The sequence below is a fragment of the Paenarthrobacter sp. PAE-2 genome (assembly GCF_026013155.1).
Classification (GTDB): Bacteria; Actinomycetota; Actinomycetes; order Actinomycetales; family Micrococcaceae; genus Arthrobacter; species Arthrobacter ureafaciens.
Genome location: NZ_JAPDNV010000037.1, coordinates 1 through 18,078, shown reverse-complemented (window position 1 = coordinate 18,078; position 18,078 = coordinate 1). Strand labels below are relative to the sequence as shown.

General features: G+C 63.9%; 14 protein-coding genes. 5 read left to right on the top strand and 9 right to left on the bottom strand.

Annotated elements, in window-relative coordinates; genetic code table 11:
• Positions 1–82: 82 nt before the first annotated feature.
• Positions 83–1,318, top strand: a complete 1,236-nt coding sequence (locus OCL88_RS17340) for an FG-GAP repeat domain-containing protein (RefSeq protein WP_264963312.1) — start codon at positions 83–85, stop codon at positions 1,316–1,318.
• Here OCL88_RS17340 and OCL88_RS17335 read toward each other — a convergent pair.
• Genes OCL88_RS17335 through OCL88_RS17315 form a run of 5 tightly spaced genes read right to left on the bottom strand, consistent with a single transcriptional unit; the run spans position 1,315 to position 6,541 of the window.
• A complete protein-coding gene (locus OCL88_RS17335; protein WP_264963311.1) occupies positions 1,315–2,631 on the bottom strand; it encodes an NtaA/DmoA family FMN-dependent monooxygenase in 1,317 nt (438 codons plus the stop codon). The two genes, OCL88_RS17340 and OCL88_RS17335, sit on opposite strands and share 4 nt — an antisense overlap.
• Positions 2,632–2,640: 9 nt before the next feature.
• Positions 2,641–3,708: an LLM class flavin-dependent oxidoreductase gene (locus tag OCL88_RS17330; protein ID WP_264963310.1), complete on the bottom strand. Its 1,068-nt coding sequence runs from the start codon at positions 3,706–3,708 to the stop codon at positions 2,641–2,643.
• A 24-nt stretch (positions 3,709–3,732) separates the two neighbouring features.
• Positions 3,733–4,707: an ABC transporter substrate-binding protein gene (locus tag OCL88_RS17325; RefSeq protein WP_264963309.1), complete on the bottom strand. Its 975-nt coding sequence runs from the start codon at positions 4,705–4,707 to the stop codon at positions 3,733–3,735.
• Between the two features lie 11 nt (positions 4,708–4,718).
• Complete coding sequence (locus tag OCL88_RS17320; RefSeq protein WP_264963308.1) at positions 4,719–5,576, bottom strand: amino acid ABC transporter ATP-binding protein; 858 nt, start codon at positions 5,574–5,576, stop codon at positions 4,719–4,721.
• Entirely contained in the window at positions 5,573–6,541 is a 969-nt protein-coding gene (locus OCL88_RS17315) for an amino acid ABC transporter permease (protein WP_227471513.1), read from the bottom strand. Before OCL88_RS17315 ends, OCL88_RS17320 begins: the two co-directional genes overlap by 4 nt.
• Before the next feature lie 286 nt (positions 6,542–6,827).
• Here OCL88_RS17315 and OCL88_RS17310 point away from each other — a divergent pair, with 286 nt between their 5' ends.
• The 4 genes from OCL88_RS17310 to OCL88_RS17295 all read left to right on the top strand — a co-directional run bounded on the left by OCL88_RS17310 (position 6,828) and on the right by OCL88_RS17295 (position 12,365).
• Positions 6,828–8,810 (top strand): FAD/NAD(P)-binding protein, encoded by a 1,983-nt coding sequence (locus tag OCL88_RS17310; RefSeq protein ID WP_264963307.1) that lies wholly within the window; start codon positions 6,828–6,830, stop codon positions 8,808–8,810.
• A gap of 79 nt (positions 8,811–8,889) precedes the next feature.
• Entirely contained in the window at positions 8,890–9,408 is a 519-nt protein-coding gene (locus OCL88_RS17305; protein ID WP_264963306.1) for a GNAT family N-acetyltransferase, read from the top strand.
• A 9-nt stretch (positions 9,409–9,417) separates the two neighbouring features.
• On the top strand, positions 9,418–11,145 hold the full coding sequence (locus tag OCL88_RS17300; protein WP_264963305.1) for a DUF853 domain-containing protein: 1,728 nt from the start codon (positions 9,418–9,420) through the stop codon (positions 11,143–11,145).
• Positions 11,146–11,372: 227 nt separating this feature from the next.
• On the top strand, positions 11,373–12,365 hold the full coding sequence (locus OCL88_RS17295; protein ID WP_264963332.1) for a hypothetical protein: 993 nt from the start codon (positions 11,373–11,375) through the stop codon (positions 12,363–12,365).
• Between the two features lie 173 nt (positions 12,366–12,538).
• On the opposite strand, the gene OCL88_RS17290 is transcribed toward OCL88_RS17295, so the two are convergent.
• From OCL88_RS17290 to OCL88_RS17275, 4 genes are all read right to left on the bottom strand, one after another.
• The gene (locus OCL88_RS17290; RefSeq protein ID WP_264963304.1) at positions 12,539–14,524 is read right to left on the bottom strand and encodes an NHL domain-containing thioredoxin family protein; all 1,986 of its coding nucleotides are present in this window, start codon (positions 14,522–14,524) and stop codon (positions 12,539–12,541) included.
• Complete coding sequence (locus OCL88_RS17285; RefSeq protein ID WP_264963331.1) at positions 14,524–16,683, bottom strand: bifunctional copper resistance protein CopD/cytochrome c oxidase assembly protein; 2,160 nt, start codon at positions 16,681–16,683, stop codon at positions 14,524–14,526. The genes OCL88_RS17290 and OCL88_RS17285 overlap by 1 nt, the downstream gene beginning before the upstream one ends.
• A 258-nt stretch (positions 16,684–16,941) precedes the next feature.
• Positions 16,942–17,229 carry an HU family DNA-binding protein gene (locus OCL88_RS17280; RefSeq protein ID WP_011776355.1) on the bottom strand — a complete coding sequence of 96 codons (288 nt, stop codon included), beginning with the start codon at positions 17,227–17,229 and terminating at the stop codon, positions 16,942–16,944.
• Positions 17,230–17,444: 215 nt separating this feature from the next.
• Positions 17,445–18,008, bottom strand: a complete 564-nt coding sequence (locus OCL88_RS17275; protein ID WP_264963303.1) for a GNAT family N-acetyltransferase — start codon at positions 18,006–18,008, stop codon at positions 17,445–17,447.
• Positions 18,009–18,078: the final 70 nt, after the last annotated feature.

Genomic DNA, 18,078 nt, shown 5'->3' with positions numbered 1-18,078 from the left:
GGAACCTGCCCAAGATCCCTCCGAGTGAGGTAGCCTCAGCAGAGACCCACGCACTATCGATGCTGGCTTCCGGGGGGAAACAATGGGGATCTTTGGCACGCGCAAGGCAGCATACGCAGCAACGGCACTGGCGGTAGGTGTGGCCCTGATGGGTGTGCCCCCAGCGACGGCAGCACCGAAAGTAACGTCCGCACCTGCCGTTCAGACCCCCTCAGTTGGCCCCACGGCAGTCATCGACGGAGTCCCCTACGTCGGCGCGGAACTGCGGAAGCAATACGACTACGACTATGCGGGCTGCAAGAACCCGGACGGCACCACCCCCAACGGGTACAGGGCGGAGTGGCTCCAGGACGGGGTGCCTCTTCCGCCCGAACGCCAGGGCGAAGTCCTGCAGCTCATCCCGGCGGACCTGGGTCACCGGATTTCGCTCCGGGTCCACCCTTCAACTCCCGAAGAGCCCAATTGCCCCGATGCTACGCGGGTGAGCTCCGGCACCGCACCGGTCAAGGCGTCCTCGAGGGCCATGGGTTGGACGGGACGCGGGAACTTCGAACCCCTTGGGCGCACGGCGGATGGCAGGCTGGTCCTCTACCCACGGACGTACACCTACGTTCCCGGGAGTTGCGAGGGTGCCTGCCCACGGTACTTCGGTGAGTGGGACGAACCCCGCCAGACGGGCCAGGGCTGGGATGCCATGGGAATCGTGTTCTCGCCGGGTGACTTTGACGGCGACGGCTTCAACGACCTCCTCGCAACCGACGCCGCAGGCAACCTGTATCTCTACCCAGGCGATGGCAGCGGGGGCTGGCTTGACCGTCGCCAGGTTGGTCAAGGCTGGAACATCTTCGACTCGATCGTCGGCCCGGGAGATTTTGACGGGGACGGTTACAACGACGTCCTGGCCCGCGACGCTGCCGGCGACCTTTATCTTTACCCCGGCGACGGAGCCGGCGGCTGGAAACCCCGCAGCAAGGTGGGCCAAGGCTGGCAGATCATGGAAAAGATCATCACCGGCGGTGACATGAACGGGGACGGCCCCGTGGAGGTCTTCGCACGGGACCGCAATGGGTACCTTTCCATCTACCGGGCCGACGGCACGGGTGGCTGGGAGTCCTCGGCCATGCTCAGCGGCGGTTGGGGTGCTTTTTCCGATATTGCAGGGCTGGGCAGTTTCGGGCACCAGCAATACAACAACTTATTCGCCATCAACGGCAACGGGGACCTGGTGACCTACTCCACCGGCGCATCAACCGGGGTCCTCTGGGGCCCTTACGGCCCGGTCGGTGCAGGGTGGAACGTGTTCCGCGAACTCCTTTAAGGTGTTTCCAACCCGAGGTTCTCCCGCAGGGTGCTGCCGCGGTACTCCGTGGGGTAGACGCCGCGTTCCTGGAGCTCCGGAACCAGGTGGTTCACGATGTCGTCCAGGCCGGTGGGGATGAGCCAGGGGGAGATATTGAAACCGTCCACCGCTCCGACCCGCGCGTATTGGGCCAGGTGATCGGCCACCGCGTTGTATGAGCCCGTAAAGGTGGAGTCGATCCGTGCCGTCTTGGACGTGACGAACTGGCGGATGGATAGGCCCTTGTCCTTGGCTTCCGCACGCCACTGATCTGCCAACTGGCGGGCCTTGGCGCCGTGGAAGCCGCTGCCGCGGGTTTCCGAGGTCTCTTCCACCACGGGATCAATGTCAGGCAGCGGGCCGTCCGGATCGTACGCGGAAAGCTCACGTCCCCAGAACTGCTCCAGATAGGCAATGGCCTGCTGCGGACCGATCTGGAGGCTCCGGACCCAGTCCTTCTTCTCCCGTGCCTCCTGGTCTGTAGCGGCGAGGATGAACTCGCTGGCCGGCATGATCCGGACGGCGTTGGCACCGCGGCCGGCGGCCACCGAACGGGAAACAATGTCCCGGCGGAATTCCACGGCATCGTCGAATTTAGGGTGCGCAGAGAAGATCACGTCCGCTTGGCGTGCAGCGAAGTCGCGGCCCTCGGGTGAATCACCGGCTTGGAAGAGCACGGGACGGTACTGCGGACTACGGGGCAACCGCGGTGTGACGTCCACAGTGTAGTGCTGCCCCTGGTGAAGGACACGGTGCGCGGGACCGGACAGCGTCTCCCACGAATCCCAGATGCGTTTGGCGGTCTCCACGAACGCTTCAGCATGCCTGTACCGGTCCGCGTGGTCCAGGTATCCGCCCCGGCGGAAGTTGGCGCCCGTCCAGGCGTTGTCCGTCGTGACGACGTTCCACGCAGCGCGGCCCCCGGAGATCAGGTCCAGCGAGGACAGCCGGTGCGCCAGGTCTGCGGGATCGTTGTAGGTGGTGTTCTGCGTGGCAACCAGGCCGATGTTCGTGGTCACCGAAGCCAGCGCGGCGAGCATGGTCTGCGCATCCGGCCGGCCCACCACATCGAGGGCGTGCGGACGTCCCAAGTGCTCCCGCAGCCGCAGGCCTTCCCCAAGGAAGAACGCCGCGAACTTTCCCCGTTCGGCGGTCTGAACGATCCTGCGGAAGGATTCGAAATCGGTCTGCGAACCGGATTCGGCGGCCTTCCAGATCGTGCCGGAGTTCACGCCTTGGAAGAAGACGCCGAACTGGATCCGGCCGCTCGGCTTGAAGATATCCCGTGTCATGCTGTTCCCTTACTTTCCAGCAGCAGCGCTGGCGGTGGTTGAGGTCGAGCAGCGGTTTGCGGGCCGTTCCAAGCCCAGCAACCCGCGGAAGGTGCCGTCCTGGCCCGGCGCGCGCAGCGAACCCCGGCGGCGGAGTTCCGGCAGGACCAGCCGGGAGAGTTCATCGAGTTCCAGCGCCAGGTCGCCCGGGTGCAGCCGAACGCCGTCGGCCTCCAACAGCAGTCCGTGAAGGTAGTCGGTGAGTTCCGCGGCGGTGCCTGCGAACTGCGCACGGCCGGTTTCCGGCACGGCCCGCGCAGCAGCCGGCTCACCGCGGGAGTCCAGTACGACGTCGAGTTCGGCTACCACTGCCACCGCCCCAAGGCCTTCCCGCGCGTCGCGAACCTCGGCCGCCAACAGTTCGGGCGTGGGCGCCGTGACCAGTACTGCGTCAACAGATTCCACCGGAACACCGCCGCCAACCAGCGACGCCGATGCCAGCACGGGAAGCTGGCCCTGCAGCGGCCTGGGGATGATGGAGGGGCCCTTGACGGAATACGGTGTGCCCGCGAAATCGGCCGGGGTTTCGAAGTCCACGTAGTGCAGCTTGTCGACGTCGATGTAGCGCCCGGTGGCAACGTCCCTGATCACCGCGTCGTCTTCCCAGGAGTCCCAGAGACGGCGCCCGACCTCAACAGACGCAGCGGCCTCGTGGACCAGCGCGTTACCGCTGACCGGGGAACGCCCGACGGCGGCAGCGGCCGCGGGTGATCCCGCTGCGGTGACGATCCATCCGGCACGGCCGCCGGAGACGTAGTCCAAGCTCGCGAGCTGCGTGGCGATGTGGAACGGCTCGGTGTAAACGGCGTCCACTTCCGGGGCCAGTGCGATGGTCCGCGTGACCGGCCCTGCGTAGGCGGCACGCTGCAGGGCGTTCGTCCGGCCCGGCTCCGGAGCGTCCTTGAAGGTTGCCACATGGAATCCGGCCGCTTCGACGGCGAGGACCGCCTCGGCAAGGCTGCCGAACGCGCCTCCGTCCCAGCCGGCGCCGTCAAGCTCTATGGCCAGGAAACCGGCCTTGTTATCTTGGGTACTCACTTCTGGTCCTGACGTTCGTAGGGTCTATTTGCCGAAGCTTGTTTCCGTGACGGTTTTGGACTCCGGCACTGCTTCTTCGGAGAGGCCCCAGCGTTCCAGGACCTTCGCGTAGGAGCCGTCCTTGATGGTGGAGTTCAAGGCGTCTGTGATGGCGGGCGCCAAGCCGTTGCCTTTCAACGTCGTCGCGGCAACCAGGGTTTCGGCCGGCCAGCCGGCGTTGACCTTGCCCACCAGTTTGAGGTCGTCCCGGGTGTTCTCGCGGTAGGTCACGGACGGGTAAGGGGCGAGGTTCAGGTCGGTGCGTCCTGAGGAGAGCGCAAGGATGGTGTCTGCGTCCGAGGAGTAGTACTGCAAGGTGGCAGGGGCTTTGCCCTTCTCCTCGAGTTCCTTGTTCCAGGCCAGGAGGATCTTTTCCTGGTTGGTGCCCGAGCCCACGGAAACCTTCAAGCCGGAAATGTCGTCGGCACCCTTGATGTCGTAGCTGGCGCTCTTCTTCGCTTCGAAGCCCATGTAAGCGGCCCGGTATGTGGAGAAGTCGAACAGCTTCACCCGGGCGGCGTTGATGCCCACATTGGAGAAGACGGCTTCGAAATCGCCGGACTGGGTCTTGAGCGGCCAGTTCTCCCACGATGTCACCTGCAGGTCCAGCTCGAGTCCCAGTTTGTCTGCCACCAGCTGTGCGAGATCGATCTCCACGCCGATCGGGGTCTTGTCGTCCGTGGCGTGGAAGGACAGCGGGACCGACCCCGCGGTTGTGGCAACCGTCAGCTTGCCGTCCCTGGAAATGGCAGCCGGGACGGTGGCCGCGGCCGTGGCATCTTTCTCAACGCGGATGCGGTTCTGCTCCACAGAGGTGTTGTAGACGACGCCGTTCTTTGCGGCTTCGGATTCGGGCTTGGCTGCCGACGCTCCAGGATCGGAGCACCCGGCGAGCGCCGGAAGCACGACGGCGGGGAGGACGGCGAGTGCCAGGAATTTGGCTGCAGTGGTGCGAAGCATTGGGGAGATTCCTAGATGTTGAAGGCGGGTTCGATGACTTTGGAGAAGAAACTGCGGGTGCGTTCTTCGCGTGGGTTGCTGAAGATGTCCTGCGGGGCGCCGGACTCGATGATCCGGCCTTGGTCCATGAACACCACGGTGTCCGCTACGTCCCGGGCGAATCCCATCTCGTGCGTGACCACGATCAACGTGGTGCCGGACGTGGCCAGTTCGCGGATGACGTCCAGGACCTCGTTGACGAGTTCGGGGTCCAATGCGGAGGTGGGCTCGTCGAAGAGCAGGATCTTCGGTTCGAGCGCGAGCGCCCGGGCGATCGCAACACGCTGCTGCTGGCCTCCGGAAAGCTGGCGGGGATACGCGTCAGCCCTGTCCTTCAAACCCACACGGTCCAGGAGTTCCAGTCCGCGCTTCCGGGCCTCTGCTTTGGAGCGCTTCTGTGCCACGATCGGCGCTTCGGCCACGTTTTCCAAGGCCGTGAGGTGGGGAAACAGGTTGAAGTTCTGGAACACCATGCCAACGTTGGTGCGTTGTTTGAGGATGTCCTTCTCGCGCAGCTCGTGCAGTTTGTTCCCCCGGGCCTGGTAGCCCACCAGTTCACCGTCGATGGTGATGAAGCCGCCGTCAACCTTTTCCAGGTGGTTGATGGTCCGCAGCAGCGTGGACTTGCCGGAGCCGGACGGGCCGACGATCACTGTCACTCCGCCAGGCGGCACGGACAGTGAAACACCCTGGAGCACTTCGGTGTTGCCGAAGGACTTCCGAATGTTGTGGATGTCCACCTGTCCTTTGGTGGCCACCGTGCCGACCGGGCCGGCAGCGGCAGGTGTTGCCGCCGTCGTCGATTCTTTGCGTGCGGTGATGATGCTCATCGGGCGTCCTTGCTGGGAGAGGCGGGAGCGTGGCTGGCGAAGAACTTGCGGGCCTTTTGCAGCGGCGTGAGCGGCAGGTTCCGCAGTGCGCCCTTGGAGAAGTGCCGTTCCACGTAGTACTGGAAGATGCTGAGCACGGAAGTAATCACCACGTACCAGAGCGTTGCCACAAGGAGCAGGGGCAGCACCTGTTGGGTCCGGTTGTAGATCACCTGCACCGTGTAGAACAGCTCGGAATAGGCCAGGACGTAGACGATCGAGGTTCCCTTGACCAGGCCGATGATCTCGTTGAAGGCCGTGGGCAGGATGGCCCGCATTGCCTGCGGGAGGACGATCCTGGTGGAACGCTTCCAGGCCGGGATGCCCAAGGCGGCTGCGGCTTCCAGTTGGCCTTGGTCGACGGACAGGATGCCGCCGCGGATGATTTCGGCGGAGTAGGCCGCCTGGTTCAGGGTGAGGCCGAGCACGGCTGCCGCGAACTGGCTGATCAACGTGGTGGTCTGGGCTTCGAAGAAGCGGACATCCGTGAACGGGATGCCCAGGCTGATCTTCTCGTAGAGGTAGCCGAGGTTGTACCAAAGGAGCAGCTGGACCAGGAGCGGAGTGGATCGGAAGATCCAGGAGAACGTCCAGGATACGGAGACCAGCAGCGGTGAAGACGAGAGGCGCATCAAGGCGAGGATGAACCCGAGAACGAAGCCAAGGATGCCGGAGATGGCGGTCAGCTTGAGGGTTTCCACCAAGCCTGCCACCACGGACTGGGCAGTGAACCATTGGGCAACCACTCCCCATTCCCAGCGCGGGTTGGTGAGAAGGGACCACGCTATGGCGGCGACGCCCAGGGCGACCGCCACGGTGCCCACCCAGCGCCACGGATGCTTTGCCGGGACCAGCTTGTAGTCGGAGTAGTCGACGGCGGGCCGAAGGGCCTCGTCCGCCGTGGCGGGCGGTGCGGCTGCACTCATGCGCCACCTCATTTCAGTTGGGATTGCCTATCGGATTGCTGCAAATCTAGGGGCGGAATTTATCCACCGGCAATTCGGATTTTTGTACTTCTTCACGGGACTTATTGCGGCTTCAAAAGGCTTCTTTCGGCGTCATCAATGAGTTCAGCCGGAGCCATTTGAGTCGTTTTGTTTTCCTCGGTTAACGCTGAATGACGCGTGGTGAACGGCGGTTACCGGCGCCTCGACCCGGGCACCACAGGCTCCCTACATTGGCCTTACCAACCACCGCAGATCAGGAGACCGCATGCCGTCACGAGTTCCCGCCATCGTCTTTATTGGCGGCGGCCCGCGCACGGCCGGCGTGTTGGAAAGGCTGGCGGCCAGCCGTCCCGCCTTGTTCGAAGGACCGCTGCAGATCCACGTCGTTGAGCCGCATGAACCTGGCTCAGGACGCATCTGGCGTTATCACCAGGATCCCGGCCTGCTGATGAATTCCACGGCCGCCGACGTCACAATGTTCACCGACTCTTCCGTGGCCTGTGACGGACCGCCGCTGGATGGCCCGGCCCTCGCCACCTGGGCAGCCGGCGTACTGGACGGCAGTATCAGTGATGTGCCGGTCTTCGAGCAGCACATCCTGGAACAGCTCCGTTCCCTGACCTCCGCGTCCTTCCCCACGAGGCAACTCCAAAGCAAGTACCTTGAGTGGTTCTTCCGCCGGGCGGTTTCCTCGCTCGGGCCGGACGTCACCGTCACCGTCCACCGCGATGTGGCCACCGCCGTCGAACGGGCCGCGGGGCCGCTGCCCGGGCATCCCGACGCCGGTACGCACCTCGTGCGGTTGGCCTCCGGCGCCGAGGTGCGTGCCGACGTCGTGGTGTACGCCCTGGGCCACACCGATTCGCAGGCGCATCCGGAAGCGACCCGGCTGGCTGGATTCGCGGCCGCGCACGGCGGCTACTACGCGCCGCCGTCGTACACAACGGATGTGGACTACTCCCCCGTTGAAGCCGGCCAGGACGTCATCGTCTCCGGGATGGGGCTGGCCTTCGTGGACCTGTTGGTGCTGTTGTTCGAGGGCCGCGGCGGCCGCTTCGAGGAAAGGCCCGACGGCGTCCTCGAGTATGTGCCTTCGGGCGCCGAGCCACGGGTCTGGGCCGGTTCACGCCGGGGTGTGCCCTACCATTCCAAAATCTCCTCCTCGTTGCGCAGTCCGGTGGAGCGGCCGCGGTACTTCACGGCTGCTGCAGTTGAAGCGTTGCTGGCCGAACACGACGAACTCGACTTCCGTACCCACCTCTGGCCGCTCATCGCCAAGGATGCGGGCTACGCCTATTACCGTGAACTGTTCACCGGCTACCCGGAGCGGGTTCGTGGCGCTTGGACGGACTTCGAGGCGCGCTTCGATGCCCTCGACTGGTACAGCGCCGGGCGGGAGCAACTTGTGGCCTCTGCCGTCCCGGATCCAGCCGTGCGCCTGGACCTTGAGTCGCTGGACCAGCCCTTCAGCGGCTGCGCGTTCGATTCCCATGAGGCGGTGCAGCGGTCCGTGGCCGCCTACATCCAACGCGACCTGTCACTGCGGACCAGCTCCGACCATTCGGAAACGCTTGCCCTGTTCATGGCCTTGCTGTTCGTCTACATGGACTTGGGCCGACTGGTGCCGCAGGAACGGCTCAACGCCCGATCGCAGCAGGCAATCCACGGCTGGTGGCACGGCTTCTTCAGCTTCGTCGATTCCGGCCCTCCGGCACACCGGCTGCAGGAAATGCTGGCCTTGCAACGGGCCGGGTTCCTGCAGTTCCTGGGACCGGGCATGTGGGTCCGCGCCGACGAATCAACCGGCCGCTTTGTTGCCGGGTCCTTCCAGTCCCCGGTCCTGGTGGAGGCCTCCGCGTACATCGAGGCACGCCTGCCTTCGGCCTCTGTGGAGCGTTCCGCGAACCCTGCCCTCCTGAACCTGCACGACGCCGGACTGGGCACCGAACAGAGGCTGCTCACCTTGGACGGTGCGCATTCGACAGGGAAACTTCTGGTCTCCGGGAATCATGAGGTCCTCTCTCCTGTTGGAACACCACAGCATGGGTTGTTTGCAGTGGGTCCATGGACGTCAGGCTGGGGCGCAGGTGCGTTTGCCCGGCCGAACACCAACGCGGCGCCGTTCCGCGAGAACGACGCCTTGGCCCGCCGCATCCTTCACACGCTGGCCGCCCCCGTCCCGCCCCGTCCCGCCCCTCCCTCCCCGCCCCTCCCTCCCCGCCCCTCCCTCCCCGCCCCTCCCAACTAGGTCGCATTAGTGCGCGTTCTGAGCCCGCAAAACGCGCACAACTGTCACCTACTTGGGTGCCCACCATGAAAGGCAAGCCATGACCGCACCGCCAACCCTGCCGACGTCGGGCCTTTCCGTCCTCAGCCTCGCCATGGACGATCCCCGCGTCCGGCCGCTCCTGGATGAGCTCGCCGTCGAATATGACACCCGCTACGGGGACCTGTTCAGCAGCAAGGGAGCCTCCGAGGAACTCAGCAGGTACCCGCCGGAGGAATTTGCCGCACCGCACGGGGCGTTGATCATCATCCAGGAAGACGGCGAATCCGTAGCCGGTGGAGCGTTCCGCCGCTACGACGCCGACACCGCCGAGCTGAAGCGCATCTGGACCCACTCGGCGCACCGGAGGCGTGGCCTGGCGCGCGGCGTGCTGGCCGAGTTGGAAGCTGAAGCCCTGCGCCGTGGCTACACCAAGCTCTACCTGACCACCGGCCCGCGCCAGCCCGAAGCCAGGAACCTATACCTCGCCACGGGCTACACCGCCCTCTTTGATCTCGCAGCGGATCCCGAGGAAATCAAGCATTTGGCCTTCAGCAAGGATCTTGTGGCGCACCGCTAAGCTATCCGCATGGCCACGAAAACCACTGCCGAAAAACTCGCCACCATCCAGCAGGGGTACACCCTGCAAGGTGCCACCATCGAGCTGGGTGCCGCAATCGTGGACGGTGAAGTCCACAAGGAAGCGCAGGTCCGCCTCCCGTTAGCGATGATGAACCGCCATGGGCTGGTGGCCGGCGCCACCGGCACAGGCAAGACCGTCACGCTCCACATGATTGCGGAGCAACTGTCGACGGCGGGTGTTCCGGTTTTCCTCGCCGACATCAAGGGCGACCTCTCGGGACTGGCGACGCCGGCAACGGCCAGCGAGAAGCTGACCGCCCGGACGTCGGCTCTTGGGCAGGACTGGTCGGCAAGGAACTTTCCCGTCGAGTTCCTGTCGCTGGGCGGTGACGGCAACGGCATTCCCGTGCGGGCCACCATTACCTCTTTCGGGCCTATCCTGCTCTCGCGCATCATGGACCTGAACGACACCCAGGAATCCAGCCTCCAGCTGATCTTCCACTTCGCCGACAAGAACAACCTCGAACTCATCGACCTCAAGGACCTGCGGGCCGTCATCCAGTTCCTCACCTCGGATGAAGGCAAGCCCCAGCTGGCCGAGTTGGGCGGGCTGTCCAAGGCCACGGCCGGCGTCATCCTGCGCGAGCTGGTGTCCCTGGAAGCGCAGGGCATGGAGAAATTCTTCGGCGAACCCGAGTTCGACACAGCCGAGCTCCTCCGCACAGCCCCCGACGGCCGTGGCGTCATCAGCTGCCTCGAACTGCCCACCCTGCAGACCAAGCCGCTTCTCTTCTCTACGTTCCTCATGTGGCTGCTCGCCGACCTCTTCGAAGACCTTCCCGAAGCCGGCGACCTGGACAAGCCCAAGCTCGTGTTCTTCCTGGACGAGGCGCACCTGCTGTTCAACGATGCTTCCAAGGCCTTCCTTGAGGCGATCACCACAACGGTCAGGCTCATCCGTTCCAAGGGCGTCGGCATTTTCTTCGTCACCCAGACCCCCAAGGACGTTCCCGCAGATGTGTTGGGACAGTTGGCCAACCGTGTGCAGCATGCGTTGCGCGCTTTCACCCCGGAAGATGCCAAGGCCCTGAAGGCCACGGTGTCCACGTTCCCCGTCAGCGACTACGACCTCGAAGAAACCCTCACCTCCGCGGGAATCGGCGAGGCAGTCATCACCGTGATGAATGAGAAGGGCGCACCCACGCCCGTGGCCCTGACCAGGCTCCGCGCACCCGAGTCAGTCATGGGTCCCAGCGCCGAGGACCTCATCCGCAGTACGGTTGGGGCTTCATCGCTGTTGGCCAAGTACGGCACCGCCGTGGACAACGTCTCGGCGTACGAGAAACTGAGTGGGGCTGCGCCAGTGCCCACAGGTTCTCCGGCGTCGGGAGGCGTGTCAGGGCCGTCTTCGGATGGCGCCTCGGGAGCATCGGGTGGGTCCGTTCCCTCCCAAGCCGACATCGACGCCGAAGCCCGGCGCATCGAGGAGGAAATCCTCGGCCGCCCCAGTTCCCGCCCCGCCCCTTCGCCTTCACCGTCCTACCCCGAGCCTCCTGCACCCTCCGCGCCAGGAACGTCCCAGCAGGACACCGGCATGTTTGGTGACCTGGCCGGTGCGCTTGGCGGCGCGTTGGGTGGCGGACTCAAGAGCATGGTCCGTTCTATGGGGACACAGCTGGGTCGCGACCTGATCCGGGGCGTCTTCGGTACGTCGTCCAAGCGTCGTCGCCGTTAGGGCTTGTTGTCCTGCGTCGTAACGCCGGCGGGTGGCCGGTTCGGGCCCGGGCGGGTCAGCGTCCGACGGCGGGTGGCCCGCTGGGCGGGTCAGGGCCCGACGGCGGGTGCCGGCCCGGTGGGGCAACGTACCGCCGTCGTGAATTTCCTTGAGGGTCTTGATAAGTCACCTTACGGTCTTGCTGCGCAGCTAATCGCGTGGCGGCAGGTAACGTAAAGGGCGTGCAGGTGAGTCAAGCGTTGGTCAAGACCGCAGCCGGATGGCTGCTCGGTCTGATGCTTGCTGCCGCCGGCGCCGTGGTGTGCATCAACCTGGTAAGCCAGTCCGTGGCGAGCCCGCAGCAGCCTGTACGGGAATACTTCGAGGCTCTGCAGAAGGGCGAGGGCGAACAGGCGCTTGGCCTGCTGCGCGCGAAGGTCCCGAAGGCCAACGCCGCCATGCTGGACGGCACAGCCCTGCAAACCGCGGCATCCGAACTGTCGGATATCAAGATCGGCAACGCGCAATCCCGTGGCGGCAACCGAGTGGCCGTACCGGTGGACTATTCGTTGGACGGCAGCCGCCTCCATAGCGAGTTCCTGCTGGAACGCACTGGCACCCAGTGGCTGTTTTTCGGAAAGTGGGCCTTCGTCCCCACGACGTTGCCCACCATCGAGGTGACGGTGGTGAACGCCAGCGAGGCAGCCCTTAATGGAGTTCCGGTCAATATGCCTAATGGGCACAACTCGTTTGCCATCTTCTATCCCGGGAAGTACGAGGCCAGCCTCAACGGCACTTTCTTCGAGGCTCCTGCGACGTCGGCCCTTGTCTCAAACCGCGACGGCGGAACGGCCCCGCTGAACCTTCAAACCCGGTCCACCAAGTCCATGGATGAAGCCGTTGCCGGCAAGGTCCGCGAGTTCCTGGACACCTGTGCCGCAGAGGCGACTAAGCAGCAGCGCCTCCAGCCGGACTGCCCCTTCTATCACGCCAGCAACGCCCGCGTGGTAGACGGGACCATCAAATGGGAAATCACGGAATACCCGAAGATCACTATCGAACCGTTCGGCGGCAAGTGGGTAGTGGCCCCCCTCAACGGCAAAGCCCGGCTGACAGCCCGGGAAATCAACCTCTTCACGGGCTACGTCAACGACCTCAACGTTGAACACGACTTCAGCTTTACCACCCAGCTGGATACGGACGGCAACACAGTGACCGTCACGCCCCTGCTGAGCTTCTAGAGGCCGGGTATCGCCTCCTGAGCCGGTGCATGTGGCGCCGCTGCAGGCGGCGCCGGTGCATGTGGCGCCGCTGACCGCGCCAGCGGCTGGGTATCGCGTCCTGCGCCAGTGGGGTGGCACGGCTGACACACGCCAGCGGCGGCTCTTCCAGCCGCCGACGCGTGCCCTGGCGGTTAGTCCATTCCGCGGAGGTCCAGCACAAGCTCCGAGTCGCCGTCAGCTTCCAGGACCACGGGGATTCCCCAGTCTTGCTGATACAGATGGCAGGCTGCGTGATCCGGGATCTCGCCGTCCTCCGTTTCGGGTCCGTCACAGGCTGCCGCTCGAGCAGTGATGTGCAAGACGCCCTCAGGCACGTCCGACGACAATTCGAGGGTACGCAGGAGCCCCACCGACGTACCGCCACCGGAGACAAGCAGTTCGGGCGGAGTGGAGGAGATCTTCAGCTGCGTCGGATCACCCCAACGATCGTCGAGCTTCTGCCCCGTTGGAGCCGTGAACCGCACTGTGAGCTCCAGGTTCCCCGGGGCAACAGGGCTCTTGGGCCGGTGCGTCTGCGATGCGCCCTCATCTACCTGCTGGGCTTCCTTGGGGATCGGTACCAGGACAAGCTGGTGCTTGTTCGACTCAACCACCACCAGCAAAGGTTCGCCGCCATCGTGGTTGACCACTACAACATCGCTTGGCTCGGCCAGGCCACGTGCCAAGGTGGACACGTTGTTGCCCGTGGGGTCATAGCGGCGAACGGCACCGTTGTAGGTGTCAGCGATTGCTATGGAGCCGTCCGGCAGGACCGTCACACCCAGAGGATGCTGCAAGCGTGCCTCGGCTGCCTCGCCGTCCCTGAACCCGAAGTCAAAGAGGCCCTTGCCGATCGCGGTCTCCACGGTCACGCCGGAATCGCCCACTACCAAGCGCCGGAGCGCGGAGGTTTCCGAGTCCGCTACCCAAATGTTCTGATCCTGGTCGATCACCAAGCCGGACGGCTGCGCGAACCAAGCCTCTTCCGCGGGACCATCCAGCAAACCTTCAAGCCCGGATCCTGCAAGGATCGACACTTCGCCCGACTTCGGTTCGAAGGCAAAAATCTGGTGTGTGCCGGCCATGGCAATCACAACCCGCTGCAGCTTCTCGCTCCAGGCAACGTCCCAGGGCGAAGACAAAGAAACGCCGGTTCCTAGCCCAAGTACCCCCACGTCCACTGCATCGGCGGCAAAGTCCGCCGGGCCGCCGTCGTGGTGTTCATTACGGGGTTCGGACCATTCACCGGCGCCGGACTCCGTAACCCGGGCCGGGCCGGCGTCGAGCAGCCGTTGAATGCCGTTTCCGGCGACAGTCCTGACTTCTCCGGTGCCAAGATCAACACCCCGGAGACGGTGGTTGACCGTGTCCGCAACCACCACGTCATATCCGACGGCGGTCGCCAGCTCAGCAGGCAACACTGCCACGCCCTGCGGCTCATTGAATTGCGCAACGTCCCCAGCGCCGTCGGCATGGCCTTTGGTTCCGGATCCAATAAGCCTGTCCACGGTCTCGAAATCGGGGCGCAACTCAACCAAACGATGGTGACCGGAATCGACAACAAGGTAGTTGCCGTTCCCAAGTTGGGTGGCCTTGCCAGGGAACCGCAGAGTGCCCGACGTAGGCTCGGGCGCCACGTATGGGCCGTTGCCGCGGTGGAGCGTGCCCTTGGCCTCGTGCTCAGCGACGAGTTCCTCCAGGAGGACGCCAAGCCCCCCTGCGTGCCCCTCTCCCGAAAGGTGGGCCACAATGTAGCCCTCCGGGTCGATCACCACGAGGGTCGGCCACGCACGTGCGGTGTACGCCTTCCAGGTGGCCAGCTCCGGGTCATCCAGGACCGGATGGTGGATCTCATACCGTTCAACGGCTGATGCCAAGGCAACAGGATCGGCTTCGTGTTCGAACTTCGGCGAATGCACGCCCACTGTTACAAGAACGTCGGAGTACTTCTCCTCCAATGGCCGAAGCTCATCCAGGACGTGCAGGCAGTTGATGCAGCAGAACGTCCAGAAGTCCAGCAACACGATCTTGCCGCGCAGGGCTTCCAAGTCCAAGGACTTGCCGCCTGTGTTGAGCCAGCCGCGGCCCTCCAGTTCGGAGGCCCGGACCCGCAATTGGGTGCGTACGGTTTCGCTCATCAGCGTCCTTCCAGCTTGGTGTTTGGTTCGTTGTGCCCGGGTGCGTCTTCGATGGGCGCGGTTTGCCTGCCTCGCTGCCCATCATTGCCACTGCTCATTCCCTTGCCCATAGTGGCCTCGCTACCTTGGCTGGCCGCGGGAGTACGGCGGTCGGACAACTTTGCGTCCCGCTCGGCGAGCCGGGCAAACATATCGTTGTAAGCACTGAGATCGGCGTCGTTATTCCTGTCGGCTGCACGGTCTACCCGTTTTGTCTCCCGCGCGTCGGAACGTGACCACATGACGGCCACACCGATCGCCACCAGAAGCGTCGGAACTTCTCCGATGCCCCAGGCAACGGCACCGCCCAACTGCTGGTCAGCGATAGCCGACGGTCCCCACGTGCGGCCAAGGTTGCCGAAGTAATCGGCGGCCAGAAGACCTGTGCCGCCCATGATCGCCACCCCGAAGAAGGCGTGAAAGCCCATGGTTGCCAGGAGCAGCAGCAGTCGCATGGGGTAAGGCGCCCGCCGAGGAAGGGGGTCGCTGCCAATCATGCTTAGAACAAAGATGTAACCGGTAAGGAGGAAGTGCAGGTTCATGAGCTCATGGCCCACGTGCTCGCGCATGGCGAAGCCGAAAAGATCCGAGTAGTAGAACAGCACAATGGAACCGGCGAAATTCGCGGCAGCGAAAAGGGGGTGCGTAACCACTTGGGAGAACTTGGAGTGGACGAACAACAGTAACCACTCGCGCAGGCCCCTTGAGCCATGCGCTCCCTCTCCACGGGAAGGAAGCGCGCGAAGGGCCAACGTCACAGGGGCCCCGAGGACAAGGAAGATCGGGGCAACCATGGTCAATGCCATATGGTCCACCATGTGCGCGGAGAACAACACGCGCCCATAGACGGCCGGCGGACCGGAAGTTATGTAGGTGAGGACAACCAGTCCCACCAACCAGGGTATGGTGCGCAATACAGGCCAGCTGTCACCCCGTCTGCGCAGCTTGAGGACGCCCATGATGTAGGAAACAGCACCAAAGAGCGCCACACCGACCCACAGCCAGTCGAAGCGCCACTCTGTCAGCCACCGCTCGGGAGTGAGCTCCGGCGGTACCTCGTAGCCGGACAGGATGAATGCGGGAGAAGCATCAGGCGAATACGTGGTGGGCTGCGGCGGGGCGGAACGTCCAAGCGCAACGGCGAGTCCCGACGTCGCGCCCATCACCAGTAGCTCCACCAAGACCAGTTGCCACAGCACCCGGCGGGCGGACATGGTGCCCTTCCCCAACTGGGGTATTACCCACTGCCGATGCATGAAGCCAATGCCCCCGAGCACCAGCGTGGCCAGCGCCTTCGCGATGATCAGTTGGCCGTAGGGCGAACCGAAGAGATCACCCGGGCTGGTCACGCGGATGGCGGCGTTGATGACACCTGATGCGAACACCAAGACGAAAGCGAAGCCGGCGAGCGAGGAGAAACGTCGAAGCGTCGGCTCAGTGATGTCTGTGCTCGCGTTGCTTCGCTGACCCGTCAGCAGGCCGGACAGGACAGCGAGCATGATGATGCCACCCACCCAGGTGGTAACACCTACCAAGTGCAGGCCCAGCGAGTTGATGGCGCCCTCATGGTCGCTGGAGCTGGAGGAGTGGCCAATGAGGGCTGGAGGGACCAAGCCGATGAGCGCTAAAAGTAGCGTGAACGCCAGTCCAGTCAGTGACCGCACTCCAAAAAGTGCCGTTGTGGCGACGGCAGCGATGATGGTCACCGCGAGCCATGCCTTGCCGGTTTCGATGTCAGTCATGAAGTAAACCAGCGCACGGGTGAACTCCGCGTCCCCCGAGATACCTTGGCCAGCAACGTCAGCGTAAGTCAGAACCAAGACAGCTACAGCCGAAAGCGTCCACAGCGCTCCTGCACCCGCGGCTACAGCCAGCGCACGGGTAAATGCGGGGTGCTCAGGCGGCTCCACCTCATCCCGTGCCCGTGACCTGGACGGTTTGATGCTCTTCGGCAGGATGCCCACCGCAAAGATCAGGCCACCGATGACGGCTGCCACGGAGACGTTGTGAAGTGCTTTGGCCACAGGAAGTCCCCAGCGCACCAAGGCTCCAGGATCCGAGACCTGGCGAGCCGCTGCCGCGCCGGAGAAGATGAGCGCCGCGGCGAGGGCCAAAAGCATGATTGCCAGACCAGCCAGTTGCCACGCTACGGAAATGCCCACGCCTGAGGCGCCTTCCCGCGCTCCCGATTTGGGATTCGGCGAAGGGACAGTGGCGGAGCTTCTGGCTAATGGCACCTATCCATTGTCCGACACCCACCCCCGGGCTGCGAATCGGGAAGCCTCTGGGGAGGGGAAGTGGGATAAGTACCACTTAAAGGCAGAAGGGGTGGCAACCTTACGTTGCCACCCCTTCCAGGCGTTCGCCGAAGTGTTTGACTACTTCTTCTTGGCGACAGCAGCCTTCAGCTTGGAGCCTGCGGTCAGCTTGACGCTGTGGCCGGCTGCGATCTGGATCGTTTCGCCGGTCTGCGGGTTACGGCCGGTGCGTGCTGCGCGGTCGGTGCGCTCAACTGCGAGCCAGCCCGGGATGGTGATCTTCTCGCCTGCAGCAACAGAAGTCTCGAAAACTTCGAACAGTGCATCGAGCACGGAGTTGACGGCTGCCTGGCTGGTGCCGGCCTTGCCTGCTACCTCTGCAACGAGTTCACTACGGTTCTTAGCCATTTACGTCCTCCTGGACTAATACGTTTTTGAGCCGGCAAGCGGAACGCGAGCAAGCCACTGCTCGAAAACTTACCAGCTTGGACACTGTTGGCCAGCAAATTCCGCGTGTTTCCGCGCTTTTTTGACCGAAATCACCGGTTTTTCGGGGTTTTTGGAGCTCAGAACGCTTCATGCCGTACCCTAGGGCCGACAAATAAGACCCTGCTGCCGGGCCGTCAAGGCAAAATACGCTGATACAGAATGTGATCCTGCCAGCGGCCGGCGATCTTCAAATAGGACCGTGCCAAGCCGATCTCCTCAAAGCCCGCCCGTTTGAGGACCGCCCTGGAAGGACCGTTGTTGCCAAGGACTGCCGCCTGAACACGATGAAGACCCAGACCTTCGCCTGCCATTTCCAGAACGGCCTTGAGAGCAGCCCCTGCCACGCCCTGCCCCGTCAGAGTCCGGTCAACCCAGTACCCCACATGGGCATTCTGGAAGGGGCCTCGAACAATGCCTGTCAACGTGACTGCACCCACGACGCGTTCCCCTGCAAGGATGACCCACGGCACCTCAGTACCCGATTCGAACTGCGCCAGCTTTCCAAGAATGGAAGTGCGTTGACCTTGGACGGTGAAAAACAAATCCTCACGCAGAGGCTCCCACGGGGCCAGATGGCTGGCGTTCCGCGTATAGGCATCCACTAGCAATGCAGCGTCAGCCAAAGCCAAAGGCCGGATTGCGAGCCGAGCTGCGCCCGCAGGCTGCAAATTCAGGTCCAGGATTCTGCTGAGGTGCATCCTGTGACTCTACCTGTGGTGTTTTGGTGGTTAATGTGGGAGACCCCCCGTCCCGTGTGGGTTGGGGGGT